Source organism: Acidiplasma sp. MBA-1, from assembly GCF_000949015.1.
In the GTDB taxonomy this organism is placed as follows: Archaea; Thermoplasmatota; Thermoplasmata; order Thermoplasmatales; family Thermoplasmataceae; genus Acidiplasma; species Acidiplasma aeolicum.
The window spans coordinates 355,039-376,402 of the sequence record NZ_JYHS01000001.1; the positions used below are offsets into that span (position 1 = coordinate 355,039).

A 21,364-nucleotide genomic window follows, 5' to 3' on the forward strand; every position below is an offset into this window, starting at 1 on the left:
TTAATCACCCAGAATCATTGAAACGGAATGGTTCCTTGACCATCCACCAATTCCATTAATAAAAACACTGTTTATGTCCCTAACCTGATTTTTAGCCATTCCATTTAACTGTAAAAGACTTTCATATAATAAAACACTACCGCTCATATATGCAGGCTGGCCCCTGTTAATACTGCCTCCACCTGTATTAAGCGGCATATCACCTGAGCTTGATATATCTGTTTTTTCTATAAATTTGCCAAATTCACCTTTTTTTATTATTCCTGTATCCTCAAGCTGGAGTATAACAGTAATGCTAAAGGAATCATAGAGCTCATAGGCATCGCAGTGTTTAATCTCATCCCTGAAATTACGTGAACTTTCTGATGCAGGCGTTATCATAATTTCTTCCAGCTCTGGTGGTAATTTTGTCCAGTGAGCCTCACCATATTTTTTTATTTTAACAGGTCTTAATTTTCCCGGGGATTTGGAAACAATGAATGCATGAAATCCATCAACAGGATATACTATTTCCAAAAGGTGCAGTGGTGATGAGATAACTGGTGATGAAAGAACGTCATCAACGGAAATATCACCGGTAAACATGGAATAGCCCGAATCGTTACCATTTTTTCTCTGCTTTACCATAAGTCTGGCACGGTCCTCATCAGCAGTTCCATAAATTTTTTTATGCCTCTGTGCAACAAGTGCATAATCTGACAGCGGATTTTTATACGAGTAGCCTGATAATAACTGTTTATATGGTGTGTTTGTAACACCGTCATACAGATTTTCATATGAATCCACAGTTTCTCTGGTCTGTCTTACCAGTGAACCCTTGCCACCAAATAGAAGAAGAATATTATCAAGTCCCTCGTATTTTATAAGTTTTTCAGCACGGTACAATCCGGCCAGAACCGATGGTCCACCATAATCCAGTGAGTCAATATATTTTGGATTTATTCCAAGGTAGCCGCATAACTGGTCCGGAAAGAAATGCAGAAAAATATTACCATCAAAAATACCGGGCAGAAAGGTTGTTATAAATCCCTGTATATCACTGCGCTGAATTCCTGCCATGTTGAGTGCCTTCTCAAGTGCCTCATTCATGAGGTCATAAGCTGTACCATCATATTTTTTATATACTGCCTCTGCAAATCCCTTAATCATTGTGCATCACCCAGTATCTTATGTATATCTGACCTTTTAATTTTTCCAGAGGCATTTACTGGCATGCGGTTAATGAAAACTATATTTTTTGGTATTTTAAATTTGGCAAGTTTTTCCCTGCATATATTATTTATTTCATTTTTAATTTCATCAGATGGGTTTATATTATCCTTTAATTTAACATAGGCAACAGGTACCTCACCCTTATATTCATCCTTTTCCGGAACAACAACGACATCCTCCACAAACTGGCTTGATCTGATGGCATTTTCAATCTCAACCGGCCATACCTTATATCCTGATATATCAATTAAATCCTTCTTTCTGTCTATTATATAAACCCAGTTATTTGAATCAATGTGGCATATATCACCTGTTTTCATTCCATTTCTTGAAAATGTTAATTTTGTATCCTCAGCATTATGGTAATATCCGGAAACCACCTGTGGTCCCCTTGCTATTAATTCACCACCCCTGCTCCTTTTTATTGTTGTGTAATAAACAGGCCTGCCAGAGCTTACTATATCCTTATATATTTTTAATTCCCCATTATATGGGTAATCCCATAATGTCAGCGGTGAGGTGCTCTCTGTTAACCCGTATGCCATATAAATATACTTTCCCGTCATCTTCTTCCATTCTATCTCAGTTTTTACAGGCATGGGCATGCCACCTGCGGACCAAACCCTCATTGATGAAAGTTTATTTTTTATATCGTCAATGCCTGACCATGAATTAAGCATTGACCTGTAGGCGGTGGCAACAAACATTGTTATGGTGGTTTTATTTTTTATTATGTCGTTAAGCGTCTGTTCAGGCGTGAATCTATAATTTAGGACTATTTTTGAATGGCTTATGACAGATAATGATATGCCAAAAATAAGTCCGGTTATGTGGAAGAATGGGGCTATTCCAAGATTTACATCCTTTTTACCAACATCAAACCAGTTTTTATATATGAACGATGCTGAGTATATATTTTTATGCCTTATTTCTGCAGCCTTCTGCTTGCCAGATGTGCCGGATGTAAATACCAGCATGGCGGTATCCTCGGGGTCCGGACTGTATATATCAAAATAAGGTTTTTTTCTTAAATTTAACTCCTCAACTCCCTGAGATTTTATAAATTTATTTTTCAGGCCTTCAGGGATCTTCCCAAATGTCTCAGGATCAGTATAAATTATTTTTCCGTCTACAATACCATTTAATGCACCAAAAGAATCTCTGAATTCTGAACTAATTATTACAACAGCCGGGTTTAAAAATTTAACCTTCCTTGAAAGTTCTTCATAGGAATCAAGTGGGCTTAGTGGAGTGAATATCATGCCATTCTTCCAGCATGCATACTGTACCATAATAAACTGTGGTATATTTTCTGATATCATGGCTATTATACTGCCTTCATCACCATAAGATGCCAGCTGCGCTGCAATGCCATTTACATATTTATAAAAATCACCATATGTAATTGATGAGTCAAAATATTTAATAAATATGTCATTGTCATAATATTTTATGAAATCCAGCATTGTTTTCATAGTACAAGACCTCCCCCAACCTCAATCATTGTTCCACTAATATAACTGCTCCTATCATCCATCAAAAAGGCAACCGCATTTGCGACGTCTTCTGGAAGGCCGATTCTTCCCAGCGGTATTTTTTCAATAAATTTATCCCTAATTTTATCCGGAAGCTTGTCTGTCATTGGTGTCTTTATGAATCCCGGTATAACTGCATTGACAGTGATATTGTACCTGCCCAGCTCCCTGGCAAGGGTCTTTGTAAAGCCTATGATCCCGGCCTTGGCAGCAGCATAGTTTGCCTGTCCTATATTTCCCTGCCAGCTTGCCGATGATATATTTACAATTCTCCCCTCCTTATTTGAAATCATTGTTTCAATGAACAGCTTGGTAATATTGTAAACGCTGTATAGATCAGTTTTTATAACACTGTCCCACTGATCATATGTCATGTTTTTAAATAATACGTCCCTATTAATACCTGCATTATTAACTATTCCATAAATGTTTTTTTCAATGGTGCTTAATGCTGACTCACATGATTTATAATCTGAGACATCACACTGTATCCCTGTTACATTGCCATAGATTTTATTTAAATTTTCAGCTGTCTCAATAACATTGGCATCATAATCAACCATTATGACAGAAAATTTATCCATGGCCAGCCTCTCTGCAATTGCAAAACCTATGCCCCTGTTGGACCCTGTTACAATAATTCTTTTTTGCACCTACACACCTCTTTTATAATCTATTATTGGGTATATTATTTTTATATGTTGATACATAATTAAATCATTATGCACTATATTAATATTAATGCAGGTATTTACATGTCAATACATGGTATAAATAAAAATTTATTATTTAAAAAATTCATGGAAGGTGAATCCACGCCTAAAACAATTTTTGTTTTAATAAAATAAGAATAGATTTATATTTTAGAAGCCATATTGTATCATGTCTCCTAATTTAAAAAATTTTGAAAAGGCCGTAAAAGATAGCTATGGGAATCTTGAGTTAGATTTACCAAGGGGGAGCATCAAAATTTTGGATCCATCAATAATTACAATACTGGTTAAAAATTCGTCAATTCAGAGGACTGTTGAATACAGTTCCAATGATAAGATTTACATCGCAACATTTTCAAGCTATTCAACGGTTAATTCAAATGGAATGATAGGGTATTATACCGATCCACCAAAAAATGAGAATATTAAGGAAATAACATTTATTGTTGTTGGCTTTCATTCTGAATGGGATACAGAGGTTAAATTTTCAAAGGAATATATGGCTGTTATGCCTGACCGTGAATTAAAGCACCTGATAAATTTCCAGAGGGCTATATTGAAAACCGGGATTATAAATAAACAATAAAACAATAAAATTGCATAAAAACATTTATGATTCTAATATAATATGATATTTTTTAACGAATTTTTATTCATATAATATTAATAGTTATCGAAAATCTTTTATAAAAAATATATTTAATTAATATTATGTAATTCTTACCATAATTTATTTTTTTATGATGTATCATTTTATTACATTTTAGAGTTTATAAACATTTAAATATAAATTAGATATATAAATATATATGCACAATAATATGAATGATACATCTTTTTTTAGCCTGAAAATACGCCATGAGAATTGCTGGACAAATTACGTTCCAGAAAATTACAGGGATGTTCTCTTAGGGTATACATATAATGAAAATTCATTAAGGGCAATACGTTTTTCTAAATTTTATAATAAAAGTGATATACGTGAAATTAAGATTTCCATTAAAAAGGATAAATCGGTAAAAAATGTAAATATATATAACATTGATTCATCCTCTTCCATTTTATACATGGATGTTTCCTATGAAAATGCATTTATAGACAAATTAATAAAAAAAGCTATATATCCTTTAAAATCCAGTGTTCATAATAATACTGAGAATTATATATTTATGACAGAAAAATACAGGATAAATGACATTCTAAAAATAGCAGGAAATGATGTTTATATAAAAAATATAAGGGAGCTAAAGGCAGAGGAGGTTGTTCCAGAAATAAGCAGTTACATACTGGATATATTCCTTACAGATAAAGAAAAATTTGTATTAAAGGAGGCAATTGACAGTAAATTTTTTAACATACCAAGGGGTGCATCAAATAAAGAGCTTGCACAGAGATTAAACATAAGCAAGATGGCCATAAATGTGGAAATAAGAAGGGCAGTGAATAAAATAGTTAATAAAATTATACTTTAAATAAAAATTTTAATAATAAATAATATTTACTTTGTTTCCTCAATAGAGAAGGATGTTTCATTTCCCTCCATGTATGTTTTGATAACCTTATCTGTATAAAGTGGCAGTTTCGTTTGCCCATCGCCATCATAAATTAAACCTATAAGTGATGGTTTTTTCATTGCAAGATTAAAGAATGAACTCCAGAACTCACTTTCATATACCGGAACACCAGAATCATTCCTTGGAATCACATCCCCCACATTGTATATAAAAAGTGCTGGATCCTTTTCGCTTGAGCTTTTTGTTGTTATTTCGGCCCATAACTTCTCTGCAAGCAGAGTTGCATCATCGCCATCCCTTACAATAAGCCTGCCAGCATAATCCGCACTTAATGAAATTTTAACAACCTTGTATGCCTCGTCATCCGAAACTATATTTTTGAAAGGGTCAAACATGGCTGTCTGCAATATGAAAATTTTTCTGTTAGATTTTAGAATTTCCCCCATTAATTTTCTGGCAACCTCTAATTTTCCATCACCATTTTTACCGTACATTAAAATTTTATAATCGCTCGAGGCAATTTCCTTTAACTGGGCCATTCTGGAATCAAAGTTTATATCTGTTTCCGTCCCTCCAAAATTTTTTGATTCCAGATATTTATGGGCGATCTCACTGGCTTCGGGTCCACGGCCCTTGTTATCCAATCTCAGCTCTATCCTCTGGCTGTAATCCATAATCATCATTTTGGTTATCTCAGCCCTGTAAGTATATATAGTCCTTTTTTTTGTATTCATCATTTCTTTTATTGAAAACTTAACTTCCGGGTCAAAGATTTTATATGTAGGTTTTTTTATATTCTTCCATGTAAAATCAATGTCTATATATTCCCTGAATTTTTTCAATATATCCTGGTTCTGGGTCCTGCTATCAGCAAATTCGTGTATGATTTTCTGATTTTTTCTTACATGTTTTTCCTTTTCTATCAAAATAATTCTTACCCTGAATTTGTCCTCCTTAATTGAATATTCAAAATCCTCTGATTTTTTATTATATTCATAAAACCAGATTAAAATTCCCTGATTTTTATCAAGGCTTGAGAGAAATGCTTTTAATCCCTTTAATTCTATTCCGGTTTCATCATGGTCTGAATAATAATATGGATCATTTAACCTTACAGATATATATGAATTTCCTGCCTTGGGCAGTGAGTCTATGGGGTCTATGTCTATTGCCTCCTTAACAAATGATGGCCTGCTGTTTGTGTATATATAAACATGAACATCATCAGACTTCTTATAATAAAAAACACCAAAACGGTTTCCAAGCGTGCTAAATAACCTTTGATTATAATCATCGTCCTTTATACCATTTATAACCTCAAACCACTTGCCCTCCTGAGACATTTAAAGACCTTAATTATTATAATTATTGGATATACTTAAATTTTGTCATGCAGCGTCATTCAGTAAATTTGATTTATATAATTTTAGGGCAGGATATAAAAACTATTATAATTGCAAACACATTATTGTTCATAAATGTATTCCATAGGCATAGATATAGGAACTGAAAACTCTGCAGCGGCCATAACCACCATTATTAATGGGTCAATGAAAAGTGTTATAATACCATCAGGTGAAGGCACTCCTGATGGAAAAACGACCTCAAGTTATATAACATTTGCAGGGAAAAACATATATACGGGCATGCCGGCCAAAAAAATGGAAAAAATTTATCCTGACGGGACAATTAAAAATTTTAAGAGGAAAATTGGTACTGATTATCTCTTTAAAACCGGTAATGAATTCCATACACCACAGGAGTTAACAGCAATTTTACTTACAAAAATAAAAATGGATGCCGAGATATATCTTAAGGATAAAATAAGGGATGCCGTTATAACAGTTCCTGCCTATTTTAATGACAATCAGAGGAATGCAACCAAGGTTGCAGCAGATCTTGCCGGAATTAAGGTTAAAAGGCTGATAAATGAGCCCACTGCTGCGGCAATTGCCTACGGTTTTAACCAGTTTCTGGATGAAAGGGAGCTAAATGAAAATGTAATTGTATATGATATGGGTGCCGGAACGCTGGATGTGACAATATTAAATATAAGGAAAAGAACATTTAGTGTACTATCAACATCCGGGGATACAATGCTCGGTGGAATAGAAATGACCAATGCATTATATAACCATCTTAGGTCAGTTTTTATTAAAAATAACATAAATATTGATTCCTCTGAGAAAATATTTTATCTTAAAGAGTTTGCAGAATATGCAAAGATATGGCTTACCTATAATTATACCATCAGCTTTTCACCCTCCAGTGTGCTATCCGGTGATTTTACAGGCCGTGGAAACATTAATATTGAAATAACAAGGGATGAGTTTAATTCAATTATAGAACCAATAATTGAAAGGTCATTTAGGGCAATAGATGAGGCCTTTTATAAATCAGGCATAACAAAAAACAATGTAAATCATTTAATTTTTATAGGTGGTCCAACTAAAATACCGTTCTTACAGAATACGGTTGAAAAATATCTTGGCATAAAGGCACTTTCAGGAATAGACCCAATGTACACTGTTGCCATAGGTGCATCAATTATAGCCGCATCAAAAGCTGAAATAAGGGAGGCCATAAAAACTGGAATAATATTTAAGGATGTTACACCCTTAACACTTGGCAATGTAATAATTAATGATATAGTCGTGCCAATGATCCCAGCAAATACCAGAATACCATGTTCTGTAACAAAACCCTTTACGACCGTTAGGGACTATCAGAAGGAAATAGTCATAAAGATTGTTCAGGGTGAAAGACCAATAGGAAGCTACAATGAATTGATTGGCGAGTTAAGATTAACAGACCTAAAGCCGGCGCCAAGGGGAGAGGTAACAATAGATGTAACATATGTAATAGACCGGAATGGTATTTTAAGGGTAAGTGCCAGGGATTCATCAACAGGATCAGAGAATCATATAATTATTAAAAAACCCATAAACATGGACCCTGAGAAAATTGAAAGGATAAAAAGTGAGGTTAAAAAATATTATGATTCAGATATGCAGATTAAAAACATAGCAGAATTAATGAATAATGCGAATGAAATGCTTTACAGGCTAAAAAAAATTGCAAATTTTCAGTCCGCCTCTGGAAAAATATCCTATTATAATATAAGCCAGGACATAATAAAACTTACAGATCTTATTAAGAACAAGGATATTAAAAATCTAAAAACTTTAATTGAAAAATTAAAAAATGACTATAATATTAATTATTAGCGGAGATTAAACTCCCCGGCCTCTCTTAATACCTCTGGTTTTTTCTTTATATAATGCAACGTTATTGAAATTTCTCCACCAAGCACCCAGATTATGGTGAATATAAACGATGCAAAATATGCTGTATTTATTCCTGTTGGATTAAGCACATATTTATGTATAATATTGTATGCAGTGAAATATATGACAATGGCACCTATTATGGTGGCAGCCGTTGGGGCAATTCCATGTTTTAATATGCTAAATTTATTTATCCTTCTTGTATAAAATGTTAATGATGTGTTGGCGAGTATATGTACTATTATAATTGAAATTCCGGTTCCAGCCTCCAGAACAAACGCAGCATTCAATGGCCCAAAAATAAGGCCAACTATGACATCAAGTATAAATGAAAATACTGCCCAGGTAATTACCGCATTTGCCGGTGAGTGATATTTTTTATTTATTTCTCCGAGCTTGGAGGGAAAAACAATGTTATCCCTTGCAGCAGAATACCACCATCTGCTAACTGCAGTTGCCTTTGAAACCCCATTTGATAAATAACTGTTTAAAGTAAAAACTATTAGAAGTATAAGTCCAACAGGTCCCAGGTACCTGTAAAATACAGTTAGACCTGCATCAGGATGGCTTGCAAAGCTTCCGATATTTGAAATTCCCCATCCAACGGTAAGGGCATATGCAGATGGTATGAGTGCAATGGCCGTAAGTATCATGGCAAAAACTATGGATTTACCTATATTCTTTTTTGGTTTTTCTATCTCCTCGGAAACTGTTGTAACAACTCCGGATCCCGTAAAATCCAGTATTGAGAACACGGATGCAAACATAATGGATGAAAAACCAAGTGAATATTTTCCGGTAACCTCAAATGGTATAAGCGAATTCCCGGACCCAACCCTTATAATTATTATAATTGATCCAATTAAAAGGAATAATATCTCCATTAAACCGGCTATTGCAGTGTAATTAAGGGACGGCCTTATTCCAAGATATGTTACTGTGACAATAAAGGCTGTGAAAAGGCCTGCAAAGAGTATCCATATATAAGGAATTGATGTTATTGCTGGATACATTAAAAATATGAAACTTGAAAGACCAAGTATTCCAAAGGCTGCACCTGTGACATCATAGTACATAAAGCTAAGCGCTGTAATGGGTCCCATGGCACCATCCTCTGTGGCCCCTGCTGCATATGCATAGTAGCTTCCGGCATTTGATTTGAACTTTGATAGCTCAAATGGTGTGACCATCCAGAGTGCGTAAATTATCCATCCAATTATTACTGATAGCACTGTTTGCGCACCAGATATTGAAAAGGATGCAACCAGCAGTATGGCAATATCTGCTGCAGGGGCAACCTGGCCGAGGGATTGAAACGTTCCCTGCAGCAGCCCTATTGAATTTCTTTTTAATTCTGTTTTTTGCACAGACATTATAAACACCAATAATTAATTTAATAGTTGAATATTATATTAAAATTTTTTGTTAATTATATTCGAATTTTAAGTGTAACTATGAACAAAATTAATAAAAAATATTATTAACTATTAAAATTTTATTATTTTATATTTTTAATAATGAGTATTTAGCAAAATTTATATAATATTAGTATATTAAAAATAAATATAATCTAAAAATGTAAATGTCCAAAAAATGATTATCAATGAATTAATATTTTTATTAATCCATGCATTTATTAAATAATTTTAAATCATCAATCGGGAATTTTGTAACCCTCTTTTTTGTCTGCAGTTCTATTGACCTTGCAAGTGCACTTGGTATTCCTATCATGGGTGATTCTCCAATGCCCTTTGCCTTTGATGGAAATTCCGATGGATTTTCAACAAGTTCTATATTAAATTCTGGAATCCTATCTGCTGTTAAAAGCCCGGCATCTGCAATATTGTTTGTTATCAGCTGCCCATCATCTGAATACCTCATCGTTTCACATAATGTCTCGCTGATGGCCTGAAGACTTCCACCGTGGATTGAACCAAGGACATTCTTACGGTTTATTACCTTGCCAAGATCATAATATGCATAGACCTTTATGGAGTTAATATCATTGATATCACATGAAACCATGTTAAAGTTTACAGAATTTGCGTTGTAATCTATTTTGTAATAATAATACTCATTAAATTCGTTTTCCAGTAAAAGTTTGCTATCATATTTACCGAATTTTTTGATCACATCATTCTTTATTATTTCAGCAGTTTTCATTAAAACTGACGTATGTGTAATTCCTGATCTAGATCCCCATGTACCAGTGCCGTCCTTTAATGTCACCGTATCATCATATTCCAGTGAAATTAAATTTTTATCTATGCCAAATTCATTACTAAGTATTTCCTGTGTGAATAGTTCATGACCCTGGCCGGAAACATCACCACCAAAATAAACATGCACCCTTCCATCCTTTACATGTATTCTGCATGATTCACCGGGCGCAGTGTCCTCATCAAGGATGAAAAGTGATATGCCAAGCTTTTCCTTCTTTGATAGGTTATAGTAATCGAAATGTTTTAATGCAGCCTCCAGGAATGGTTTTGTTGGGTAATTCATGTCAAGGCCAAGTGGGGATTTAAATGGTTTTTCTGTTGCATTTTTCAACCTTATATCAGCAATATCCATGTTAAGCCTGTCTGCAAGCAGATCAATCATTCTTTCCATGATGATTGATGCCTCTGGTTTACCAGCACCACGGTAGTAACCATTCAAAGATTTGTTTGTAAGCACATACTTTGCAGTTAAATGCGCATTTTCAATAAAATAGGGGCCAGTAACCTCGTGAACAACATTTCCCATATCGACCTTATCAGCATCAGCATAGTATGCACCAGAATCCAGATAAACTGTACCATCAAGGCCTGTAATCTTGCCATCCTTTTTGGCGTAAAGGGTAATGTCTGCCCTTATGCCCCTTCCAGCATGGGCGGATTGCAGATGCTCTGTTCTTGTTTCTATCCACTTAACGGGCCTTTTATACTTCATTGATGCGTAACAGGCTATTATATACTCTGGAAATAGCAATGCCTTCAACCCAAATGCCCCACCGGTATCAACATGATAAACATTAACCTTATCCTCAGGGAGGTTAAGTGCCTTCATTATGCCAGCCTTCATCCTGTGAACCGACTGGCTTGAAATGTATACATTAAGCACACCATCGCGGTAATCTGCAACTATCCCCCTTGTTTCCATTGGATTCGCAAGAACACGATCCATGAATATTGAGTCGCTAACCTTTAAATCAAAGTCAATATCCTTTTCACTGAATTTTTTTCCAATTTCTTCAGTTTCCATAATATTGTCCTTCATTCCATGCCTCACAGGCGGGTGTTTTAATGCCTCATCAATTGATGCAACTGCGTCAAGGGGCTCGTAATCGACCTCAAGTGTATTTACCAGATCCTCTGCCTCATATCTGTTCTCGGAAAAAAAGGCGGCAACGCACTGGCCAACATAATTTACCTCATCAATTGCAAGCACCGGCTCCCTCATGGCATGATCATCAAGGGTGTAATATGCCTTTAATTCGGATGAATTTAACCCGCCTTTTATATTTTTTATTCTTGCATGTGCATATGGGCTTCTGGCAATGGCCATGTAAAGCATATTATCCATTTTAATGTCATCTATATATTTTCCCTGGCCGTTAACAAATCTATTTAGATACATTTATCTCCTCCTTCTGCCTTAATTTTTCCTCTGCCTTTTTAACAGAATCGATAATGGTTCTGTATCCTGTGCACCTGCACAGATTACCTCTAAGATTCTTTTTTATGTAGTCCTCGTCTATGTCCCCTTCCGAATTTTTTATTAAGTAATATGATTGCATAATCATGCCGGGGGTACAGAAACCGCACTGCAGTCCCTCTTCCTCAACGTATGAATCCTTAACAGCATTTAGATCAGGGTCATTGCTTTCTATTGTTGTTATTTCATGGTTGTTTGCCTGAACTGCCAGAACGGTGCATGATTTAACTGTTTTTCCATCCATTAAAACTGTACAGGCACCGCAGTTGGTTGTATCGCATCCTATATGTGTTCCGGTTAAACCAAGTTCGTCCCTCAAAAAACTTACAAGCAGCATGCGTGGCTCGACATCCTTTTTATATTCCTTCCCATTTACCTTAATGTTTACCATCATTTAAAACACCATATACCTCTTTTATTCCATTTTTAAACATTTCATTTAAAATCTCCATTTTATGATCCTTAGTGCCGTTAACATCATCCTCTATATCAATATATGATTCCAGTTTTTTAAATGCAGATTCAAGTGTGTTATCATCTGGCTTTTTTCCCTTTAAAAATTCCTCAACGTCAACAGCTTTAACAGCAGTTGTATTTAAATTTGTAAGTCCTATGCCCACATCATTGATTGTTTTGTCATTCCCAACTGACATATTCACTGCTATGGCGAATACCGGAAAATCGCTTGAAAGTGTTGTAAACTTGAAGTATTTGCCATAATATTTTGAATAGTCACCTATAATAATTTTTGTTAAAATTTCATTTGGCCTGACATCGGTCGTGTATGCATCTTTAAAGAAATCTGTGGCCTTAACAGTTCTAATACCTGAAGAGCCGGTTATTTCAAACTCAGCATTTAGTGCAAGCATAACAGCTGGCATATCATTCCTTGGGTCTGCCTCACAGATATCACCACCTATTGTCCCCATGTTTCTAACCTGCGGATCAGCTATTTTTGAGGCCGCATCAGATAAAAGATTGCACTTCTGTTTTATAAGCCTATTTCTTGCAACCTCTGCAGTTCTTACCATTGGGCCTATCTTTAATCCATCAGAACCATCTATAAAATTTAGTTCCTTTATGTTGGCTATATCTATAATATTTGGAATGGATGTGAACCTGAGCTTTAAAAGAGGTATTAGGCTCTGACCCCCTGCAAGTATCTTGGCATCATCCTGGAATTTATCCAGCAACTTTTCCAAACTTTCAATATCTTCTGGCGCAAAATATTCGAATTTATCCGGATACATTACTATAATTAATTATAAAAACTATTTAAATTTTTTTTAAGATACCTTATAATTAATAAAATTATTGAATAATAAAATTCAGATTATTTTTAATTAATTTTTAATAATAATATGCTATTAATAATTTATGATAGACATATCTTCAAAAGAAATAGTTTTAAGGGAGGCAAGGGCCTCAGGATGCATAAGGCTTAAATCCGGCACTGTAAGACAAATTTTAAACAAAAATGTAAAAAAGGGAGATGTCATTGAAACTGCCAGAATAGCAGGTACAATGGCCGTTAAAAATACTTCTGGAACAATACCATACTGCCATCCAGTTCCTGTTTCGTCAATAGATTTTGACTTTGAAATTCTGGATAATCAGATAAAATGCTCATGCACCGTTAAGGCCATTTACAGAACCGGGGTTGAAATGGAGGCCATTAATGGTGTGCTAACAGCATTATTAACTGTATGGGATATGGTAAAATACCTTGAAAAGGATGAAACAGGGAACTATCCCGAAACTTTAATCTCTGGAATAAAGGTTGATTATAAGAAAAAGGCTGAGATAAATGCACAGTGATGATATTGAATATAATTTAAGGTATAGAATAATAACCGTATCATCATCAAGAACCATTGAAAACGATATATCAGGTAATAAAATGGCAGAATTAATAGGAAAAAATTATGAAAGATCCATTGTTAAGGATGATGAAGTAGAAATTCTTGGTGAATTATTCTGTAATTATAATAAATTTGATATTTTTATTTACATTGGTGGTACCGGCGCATCAAGACTTGATCAGACAAGCATTGCATTAAGGAAAATTGCTGATAAGGAATTTTCTGGATTTGGGGAGCTTTTTAGGGCAAAATCCGGTGGATATTTTCCATATATCTCCGATGCCTCAATGTTTACATACAGGAAAAAGATTATTTTTTCAATTCCCGGATCAGAGAATGCACAGCCGGTGGCGTATGAAATTATTTCAAGGATAGTGAATCATACATACCATGAGCTTACCAAGGAATGAAAATATTAATACATATTAAAGCCATTTAAATATATGATTTTTATTGAAAATATCTTTAGCATAGAAAAAATGAAATCCCATGTATATGTCATAAATACTGGAAAAAATATTGTGCAGATAGATTGTGGCATTGAACAGGACGCTAAAAAGATAATAAATTTTTATGATTCCAAAAAATATGAGCCTGATTACATACTTATTACCGCAGTTGATTACCTTCATGTTGGTGCATTAAAGGAAATTTATGAAAAGTATAAACCAAACATATATGTTAGCAAGTATGAAATGGATACGCTGAAGAATGGACTGCAGCTGAGGGGAATAGAGGAGATGGAGGGAAAGGGCCTTGAATTCGCCACTGTTAAGGCCTTTAATTCATATGCACGCCTGGATCTTGATGGTTTTGAAAAAATAGATACTCCTGGATATACAGACGGAAATGTTTCCATATACTATCATGATAAAAATGCATTGTTTACAGGTGATGCTGCATATGTGAAAAAAGGGAAATTGTATTTTGACCCAATGTTCGTGAAAAGTGAAAAACTGGCGGAGGAATCATTAAGTAAAATAGAAAAAATGAGGCCAGTTTATATATTTCCATCACATGGCGACCCGGCAGAATTAAAATAATTATTCAGTGAGCTCTCTTTTTATCCTTTCTAGGTATTCATCATTTACATCCATTATTTTTTTAACCCACCATTCATCGATGAAATTCAAATTATCATTCTCAATTCTTGGTATAATATGAACATGATAATGGAATACCGTCTGATTTGCAAGTTTACCATTTGAATTCATAATGTTAACATTATTAATTCCCCATTTTCTCTTAATAAGATCTGTAACTATCTTAACAGTTCTAAAAACATTTAATAATGTTTCATTGTCCATATCAAATATGTTCTCATAATGCCTTTTAGGAATAACAAGTATGTGCCCCCTCGATATTGGATATATGTCTAAAAACGCAAGTGTGTTATCATCCTCATATACCTTATAAGACCGTGCACGATTGGAAACTATATCACAGAATATACACATGAATAAATATTATTAATTAATATTTAATTTTATTTTATAATTTGCATGTGTTAATTAAAAACAAGAGAATAAATTGAAAATAATGTACCAGCCTTTTAAGATGTTTAAATGGCATGATATATTAAAATATTATTAAAATAATAAAAATAAAAAAATTTTAAAATTTTTAATATTCTTTTATTGCAGATTTGACCTTGTTGAAAAGTTCCGGGGTTATTTCATTTATTCCATGTGCATTTTTAGCATGTGCCTGTATTACAGGTATTAATTCCTCTATGGAATCTGCCTTTACGTCAAATCCGCAATCCATTCCTATATCCTTGCATTTAAATTCGTATCCCATTTATATCAATTAATTTATTATTTTATTATATTAAAAGCGTGCATATCATATGTGATACTAAATTACAAATTATTGAAGATATATTCCTCAATAATTTTTCTCATTCCCCTTCTTAATGTGGACTGCACTGATTTTTTGCTTACCCCCAATTCCTGGGCTATACCATTAAGGTCTATCTTTCTGTTAAAATCAAAATATCCCTTTGAATACGCGGTGTATAATATCTCCTTCTGCCGTAATGTTAATTCACCGGGCAAATGTTTGTCAGTAATATAATAGTCATATTTTATTCCAGTTACGTTCTCCAAAAGTTTTTTTAATGCATTCTTATTTTTTAATAATATTTTATACTGCACCTTCTGATTTTCAAAAATTCTTACGGATATTATTATTGCACCAGAAACTGCAGATGACCTGCAGATTTCGCAGCTTCGCGTTTCCATCCATGTTTTATCCTTTTGATTTTTATAAACAGTTATGTTATCGTCCCTAAGTTTTTCCATATTTTTGGAATACTGGTCAATGCCCATTAGGTGGTTTGTACATTCTATTCCCGGATTTATCTGAAATATTCTTGCATTTAAATTAACAGTTGAAAGTTTTTTTAAAACACCACATGATGGTTTTTCAGCCGTTAATATGATCTCTATTAAGTCCTCTGCCATTAACCATATTATAAAAAACATGTTAATAAATTATGGTTTTGCATTTATTATTTTGTTAAATATTTTTTAATTCCTGAACAATTCCGGATAAATGATTTTCATACCATCCATTCTATCCTTAAAACCGTTGAATATTCTGTTAACCATGAACGAGGATGCCATCATTATTAAACCTGTTATTATTATAATATAGGGAAAGAAAATAAATTCGGATAAAATACCAAAAATAACGGCCATTACCGGTGATGAACCACCGGAAAATACAGTTGTTATGGAATTAAATTTTCCTGTTATGCTATTTGGAACACTGTTTATTATTAATGTTTCAATATAGACGTTTAAAAATGCTATTATAATACCAAGAAATACTGCCAAAACAGAGTCAAGTATTGCTATTCTGTTTAATGCAATAAAAATAAATATTGCTCCTATGCCAAAAACAAATAATTTAAGCAAACCGGATTTTTCAGTAAATTTTTTCATTGCAATTATTCCGCCAATAAGCATTCCCATGGGAAAGCCGGCTATGAAAAAAGTATAATATATGGGTGGTGCCCTCAATATTATATATATTAGTGCTGAGGAAAATACATCAAGTGAAACAAATAGTCCATTTAAAAGCATTGTAAATAATAGAAATGGAATAATACTTTTAATGATCTTAAAGGTGTAATTAAAACCATTACTTATGGAAATATTACTGTATATTTTTGCAGGGTGATTTCTCAAAATCATGATTACAGCCACAACTGAAATAACAATGAGGAATAAATAAAAATAGCGCCTTTCTAAAAATATGAAAAAACCACCGGACAGTGTTCCGGCAAGTGTAAACAGCCCTGAGGATGTTTGATCAAGAGATTGCGCCTTTACCATGCTATTTTCTGGAATTATCTCCTTTGTGATACCGCGAAAATCATCGGATATTACCCACATTAAGAGCGATGAAAGGAAATCTACAGCGTATATAAAAAATAATGATTTATTGATTAAAAGCAATAAATAAACAAAGACCATTAAAATGTTGGATATTATAAAAATTTTTTTTCTGTCATATTTATCAATTATGTGCCCCTCTGGAAGTGATATTATAATATATCCAAGAAAGGAGAAGGCAGGTATAAGGCTAACAAGAAAAATAGATTTATATTCATCAACTATTTCCCACATGAAATATATATAATAGGCTAAATTTGAATATCTTGAAATATTTCTTGAAATTAGGTATTTTATGTAATTTTTATAATTAATTTGATAAAAATCATTTTGTAACATATAAATTATCCTTATACGTAAATTTATATCTTATATATAAATTTATGTTTATGTACAATAAACTATTAAATACATTCAGGAGCGAAATTAAAACAAAAATTATCACGCTGCTTATTAAATATCAAAAAATGACAGTAACACAAATGGCCAGATACATTAATACAACAAGGTCAAATTTATATCAGAATATTTCAGAAATGCTAAAGGAAAATCTTGTTCTGCCACCGGAGGTAATTGTAAAAAAAAATTATGTTGAAAAATATTACAGATTAAACACAGAAGCTTTTAATGTATCACAAAAAATTATGGTGGAAGAACTTTTAAGGCTAGGAAATAAAGAAATTAAGGATATGCTAAAGTCATTTTTTATGGCCCAGGCGCTTTTATTAAATGTGCTTGCCGAGGAAATAGATTCCTATACTGATGAAGATATAACAAATATTAAAAATAATTTTGACAGTATACTAACAACCTTTGGGTCCCTTTCAAATGAAAATGCCAAAATCCTGGCAGAAAAAATAACAGAAATACTTGGAGAACTGCCTGATGGAGATGAGCAAAATATTTTTCTTTTTCTGATATTTCCATTTGTCAGCACAAATCTGGGTAAATATATTTTAAAATGAAATAAAAAATTTAATTTTTATCCTTAATTGAATTAAAAAAATCAAAAAGAATTTTATAATAGTTGCCTGTCTTATTTATATATACATTAAACCTTATCCTGCCCAGCGGTTCAAATGGTATTTTGTACATCTCAGAGTAATCTGAGTATGAAATTCCGGCATCGCATCTCTTATTAAAAACATAGTCCGGTATCATCCCTGGCCTATCCAGTAATATAATATTTGAGCCCTCAATGTAATCATGGCATATATTAAACAATCCAGAGTCCTTATAAAGCACAGCCAGATATTTATAATCCTTTTTATTAAAATAAAGACCGTAATTCTTTAAAAATGTAATTTTATCATAATTTTCATTATAAAGGTCCTCATTATAATTTGAAATATACACATCCGCCTCATTATTCAGCATTGATTCCCTTATATCATTGTATGTAAATTCAGCAAAGATTGAATTTATTTTTAAGTCATATGGCATAAATTCCATATCTGGAAGATACTGCCCTGCAATAAGTATTTCAGGTATGTGCGGGTCAAATAAATTTACATTTATCCCATCTCCCTTCTGCAATGTGCCGGTAACCGAATTATGTGTGGAAAAACCATTTGCCCTCATTATTCTTGATATTGACCCTGAATTGCCCCTGACCTGGTATGCAAAATATGAGCCCTTATGTCTCACCAGTTTTAAAAGTAATATATCTGTATTTCCCCTATGAAGATCAAATGGTTCTCCTGCAATGGCATTAACGCTATAATTTTTAAAATTATAATTAACCATTGAAAATATGTTTGGCAGCACCATTGTATAAAGAAGCATTATGGACGAGACGGGAAATCCCGGCAGACCAAAAATATCCCTTTCACCTGCCTTGGCAAATAAAACCGGTTTTCCTGGCTTTACCCTAACGCCATGAAATAAAATTCCGGGCTTGTATTCACCTATAATTTTATAAACATAGTCCATTTCACCTGCAGATGTGCTTCCAATGGTAATGGTTACATCATTTTCTGTAACTGATGCATTAATTACCTTTTTAAGTTCTTCATATGAATCCCTGACAATATCATAAATTTTAACGTTAAATGAATTATATTTTTTTAATGCCTGATAAATTGCAATTGAATTGGATTCAAAAATTTTCCCCTCAACATAATTTTCTCCAGGTCTAATAAGTTCATCTCCAGTTGGTATTATCCCTATGTTTATTTTTCGGAACACCTTTATAACATTCTGGCCTGTTGCAGCTATTACAGAAATATCCCGTTCATCAAGCATCTTAAATTTTTCTGCAAGCCTCTCACCCCTCATAACATCCAGTCCCGCATTGGAAATCTCATTAAATTTATCCACGGGTGCATTAAAAGTTACCATATTACCATTTATTGCTGCATCCTCAAAGGGAACCATGGCATCAGCGCCCACTGGTATTGCCGCTCCGGTTGGGACCTTCATGCATTTACCATTTCCGGGATGATTTACAGGCGGGTTGCCGATATATGTTTGACCTGCAAGCTCAAGTGTTACTGGGTGCTCCCGGTCTGCATTCTGTAGGTCAGATGTTATTACTGCATAACCATCAACCTGTGACCTTGTAAATAATGGTAGATTATTTACACTGTATATGTCATCATGGCATATCCTTCCAAAGGCATCATATATAGATACGTACTCAAAATCATTTATTTTTCTTATATTATTTTTGATTATTTCATATGCATCGTCAAAGGCCTTAATATTATCAAACATGTATGTCATAAAAATCACCAGTTTTAATGTATAATTTTATCATAAATTATATTTACTATTAAATGTATCAGAAAAAATGATATTAAAAACATAATTATATGCAAAAAAATAATTAAAGAGATAAAATACTGGTTATAATGCTTTATTCAGATTTTAGTTTGGAAAAAAACTGCACAGAGTTTTCCGGTATTAATATTTATAATGCTGTTAATGATTTTGGAACACCGTTAATACTTTATTCAGAAAAAAGAATAAGAGAAAATGTTAAAAGAATAATAAATGCTTTTATGCCATATAATATTTCAATACATTTTGCCATGAAGGCTAATTATAATCCATACATTTTAAATTTGTTAAAAAGCCTTGGCTGTGGCATCGATGCAGCAAATCAAAATGAGGCCATGCTTGCATTAAAACTGGGATTTAATAATAATGATGTTGTGTCAACCCCAAATAATCTTGATAGGGAAGGTCTGGCCTTTTTAATAAATAATGGCATTAAAATAAATTATGACCATCTTGGCCAGTATAAACTTGTGCAGGATTTAAATCCGGAATTTGTCTCATTTAGAATCAATCCGGGGATTGGGATGGGAGAATTTAAGGAGATAACAACCGCCGGTGAAAATGTAAAATTTGGCATATCATACGATGAGGCATTAAAATCATATAAATATGCCCGGGATCACGGGGCAAAAAGATTTGGCATACATATGATGACCGGTTCCAACGTTCTCTCAGCCAAATTTTTTAAGGAATCCAGTAGAATTTTTTTTAATATTGCAGCGAATATTTCAAAAAAACTTGATATTTCATTTGATTATCTTGACCTTGGCGGTGGTTTTGGTGTGCCATACCGTGATAATGATCCAGATTTTGATATAAAAGCAGCTGCTGGATATATTTTGGAAAATTTTGAGAATTTTAATTGTATATTTAATAATTCAGACCTTATTATAGAGCCCGGCCGCTATATAATTGCGGATTCCGCTATATTAATTTCAAGAATAACATCAATAAAAAATTATGGGCATACAATAATAGGCACTGATGCAAGCATGAATACACTTATAAGAATACCCTTATATGGTGCATACCATAAAATATACATTGCCGGAAAATGCAGCGACGGCAAATTAATCAGTGCAGATATTGTTGGGCAGGCATGTGAAAACACTGATTATATTGCAAGGAACATAAAAATTCCCAGTGTAAATGATGGGAATATTGTTATAATTTCCAATGCAGGTGCATATATAATGTCCATGGCATCCAACTATAATCTTCTGGCCAGACCTGCCGAGGCCATTATTTTAGATGGAAATTTAAGGCTTATTAAAAAAAGAGAGTCGGTTGATGATATGCTAAAAACTTTTTATCCATAGCACGCTTCAAAAAAAATATAAATATCATGGAGAGTTAACCA

The 21,364-nt window shown here is 33.4% G+C and carries 21 protein-coding genes; 8 read left to right on the forward strand and 13 right to left on the reverse strand.

Features of this window, described 5'->3' with window-relative positions; translation table 11 throughout:
• From TZ01_RS01860 to fabG, 3 genes are read right to left on the reverse strand one after another with little or no spacing between them, the layout of a single operon-like run.
• Complete coding sequence (locus TZ01_RS01860; protein ID WP_048101092.1) at positions 1-1,149, reverse strand: thiolase family protein; 1,149 nt, start codon at positions 1,147-1,149, stop codon at positions 1-3.
• Positions 1,146-2,687: a class I adenylate-forming enzyme family protein gene (locus TZ01_RS01865; RefSeq protein WP_048101093.1), complete on the reverse strand. Its 1,542-nt coding sequence runs from the start codon at positions 2,685-2,687 to the stop codon at positions 1,146-1,148. The genes TZ01_RS01860 and TZ01_RS01865 overlap by 4 nt, the downstream gene beginning before the upstream one ends.
• Positions 2,684-3,400: a 3-oxoacyl-ACP reductase FabG gene (fabG, locus tag TZ01_RS01870; protein ID WP_048101094.1), complete on the reverse strand. Its 717-nt coding sequence runs from the start codon at positions 3,398-3,400 to the stop codon at positions 2,684-2,686. Before fabG ends, TZ01_RS01865 begins: the two co-directional genes overlap by 4 nt.
• A gap of 229 nt (positions 3,401-3,629) precedes the next feature.
• Here fabG and TZ01_RS01875 point away from each other — a divergent pair, with 229 nt between their 5' ends.
• Together TZ01_RS01875 and TZ01_RS01880 are read left to right on the forward strand one after the other, a co-directional pair.
• Positions 3,630-4,046: a hypothetical protein gene (locus TZ01_RS01875; RefSeq protein WP_048101095.1), complete on the forward strand. Its 417-nt coding sequence runs from the start codon at positions 3,630-3,632 to the stop codon at positions 4,044-4,046.
• 235 nt (positions 4,047-4,281) lie between these two features.
• Positions 4,282-4,932: a helix-turn-helix domain-containing protein gene (locus TZ01_RS01880; RefSeq protein WP_197065841.1), complete on the forward strand. Its 651-nt coding sequence runs from the start codon at positions 4,282-4,284 to the stop codon at positions 4,930-4,932.
• Positions 4,933-4,958: 26 nt separating this feature from the next.
• Here TZ01_RS01880 and TZ01_RS01885 read toward each other — a convergent pair whose 3' ends face one another.
• On the reverse strand, positions 4,959-6,317 hold the full coding sequence (locus TZ01_RS01885; RefSeq protein WP_048101097.1) for a hypothetical protein: 1,359 nt from the start codon (positions 6,315-6,317) through the stop codon (positions 4,959-4,961).
• Between the two features lie 135 nt (positions 6,318-6,452).
• Here TZ01_RS01885 and TZ01_RS01890 point away from each other — a divergent pair, with 135 nt between their 5' ends.
• Complete coding sequence (locus tag TZ01_RS01890; RefSeq protein ID WP_052656674.1) at positions 6,453-8,201, forward strand: Hsp70 family protein; 1,749 nt, start codon at positions 6,453-6,455, stop codon at positions 8,199-8,201.
• On the opposite strand, the gene TZ01_RS01895 is transcribed toward TZ01_RS01890, so the two are convergent.
• The 4 genes from TZ01_RS01895 to TZ01_RS01910 form a co-directional block, all read right to left on the reverse strand.
• Positions 8,198-9,634 (reverse strand): amino acid permease, encoded by a 1,437-nt coding sequence (locus TZ01_RS01895; protein ID WP_048101098.1) that lies wholly within the window; start codon positions 9,632-9,634, stop codon positions 8,198-8,200. The two genes, TZ01_RS01890 and TZ01_RS01895, sit on opposite strands and share 4 nt — an antisense overlap.
• Before the next feature lie 247 nt (positions 9,635-9,881).
• Entirely contained in the window at positions 9,882-11,882 is a 2,001-nt protein-coding gene (locus tag TZ01_RS01900; RefSeq protein ID WP_048101099.1) for a xanthine dehydrogenase family protein molybdopterin-binding subunit, read from the reverse strand.
• Positions 11,869-12,354 (reverse strand): (2Fe-2S)-binding protein, encoded by a 486-nt coding sequence (locus TZ01_RS01905; RefSeq protein ID WP_048101100.1) that lies wholly within the window; start codon positions 12,352-12,354, stop codon positions 11,869-11,871. The genes TZ01_RS01900 and TZ01_RS01905 overlap by 14 nt, the downstream gene beginning before the upstream one ends.
• Positions 12,338-13,210 (reverse strand): xanthine dehydrogenase family protein subunit M, encoded by an 873-nt coding sequence (locus TZ01_RS01910; RefSeq protein ID WP_048101101.1) that lies wholly within the window; start codon positions 13,208-13,210, stop codon positions 12,338-12,340. Before TZ01_RS01910 ends, TZ01_RS01905 begins: the two co-directional genes overlap by 17 nt.
• Positions 13,211-13,337: 127 nt before the next feature.
• Here TZ01_RS01910 and moaC point away from each other — a divergent pair, with 127 nt between their 5' ends.
• Genes moaC through TZ01_RS01925 form a run of 3 tightly spaced genes read left to right on the forward strand, consistent with a single transcriptional unit; the run spans position 13,338 to position 14,865 of the window.
• Positions 13,338-13,778 carry a cyclic pyranopterin monophosphate synthase MoaC gene (gene moaC / locus TZ01_RS01915; protein WP_048101102.1) on the forward strand — a complete coding sequence of 147 codons (441 nt, stop codon included), beginning with the start codon at positions 13,338-13,340 and terminating at the stop codon, positions 13,776-13,778.
• Positions 13,768-14,232, forward strand: coding sequence for a molybdopterin-binding protein (locus TZ01_RS01920; RefSeq protein WP_048101103.1), 465 nt, complete (start codon positions 13,768-13,770; stop codon positions 14,230-14,232). The genes moaC and TZ01_RS01920 overlap by 11 nt, the downstream gene beginning before the upstream one ends.
• A 33-nt stretch (positions 14,233-14,265) precedes the next feature.
• Positions 14,266-14,865, forward strand: a complete 600-nt coding sequence (locus TZ01_RS01925) for an MBL fold metallo-hydrolase (protein WP_048101104.1) — start codon at positions 14,266-14,268, stop codon at positions 14,863-14,865.
• On the opposite strand, the gene TZ01_RS01930 is transcribed toward TZ01_RS01925, so the two are convergent.
• The 4 genes from TZ01_RS01930 to TZ01_RS01945 form a co-directional block, all read right to left on the reverse strand.
• Complete coding sequence (locus tag TZ01_RS01930) at positions 14,866-15,279, reverse strand: HIT family protein (protein ID WP_048101105.1); 414 nt, start codon at positions 15,277-15,279, stop codon at positions 14,866-14,868. It lies immediately after the preceding gene.
• Positions 15,280-15,445: 166 nt separating this feature from the next.
• A complete protein-coding gene (locus TZ01_RS01935) occupies positions 15,446-15,622 on the reverse strand; it encodes a DUF1059 domain-containing protein (protein WP_048101106.1) in 177 nt (58 codons plus the stop codon).
• A gap of 62 nt (positions 15,623-15,684) precedes the next feature.
• Complete coding sequence (locus TZ01_RS01940) at positions 15,685-16,287, reverse strand: helix-turn-helix domain-containing protein (RefSeq protein WP_197065842.1); 603 nt, start codon at positions 16,285-16,287, stop codon at positions 15,685-15,687.
• 66 nt (positions 16,288-16,353) lie between these two features.
• Complete coding sequence (locus TZ01_RS01945; protein WP_048101108.1) at positions 16,354-17,562, reverse strand: MFS transporter; 1,209 nt, start codon at positions 17,560-17,562, stop codon at positions 16,354-16,356.
• Positions 17,563-17,612: 50 nt separating this feature from the next.
• Between TZ01_RS01945 and TZ01_RS01950 the strand changes: the two genes are divergently transcribed.
• Positions 17,613-18,188 (forward strand): winged helix-turn-helix domain-containing protein, encoded by a 576-nt coding sequence (locus tag TZ01_RS01950; RefSeq protein WP_048101109.1) that lies wholly within the window; start codon positions 17,613-17,615, stop codon positions 18,186-18,188.
• A gap of 10 nt (positions 18,189-18,198) precedes the next feature.
• Here TZ01_RS01950 and TZ01_RS01955 read toward each other — a convergent pair whose 3' ends face one another.
• Positions 18,199-19,947: a molybdopterin molybdotransferase MoeA gene (locus TZ01_RS01955; protein ID WP_048101110.1), complete on the reverse strand. Its 1,749-nt coding sequence runs from the start codon at positions 19,945-19,947 to the stop codon at positions 18,199-18,201.
• Between the two features lie 128 nt (positions 19,948-20,075).
• Between TZ01_RS01955 and lysA the strand changes: the two genes are divergently transcribed.
• Positions 20,076-21,323: a diaminopimelate decarboxylase gene (lysA, locus tag TZ01_RS01960; protein WP_052656675.1), complete on the forward strand. Its 1,248-nt coding sequence runs from the start codon at positions 20,076-20,078 to the stop codon at positions 21,321-21,323.
• Positions 21,324-21,364: the final 41 nt, after the last annotated feature.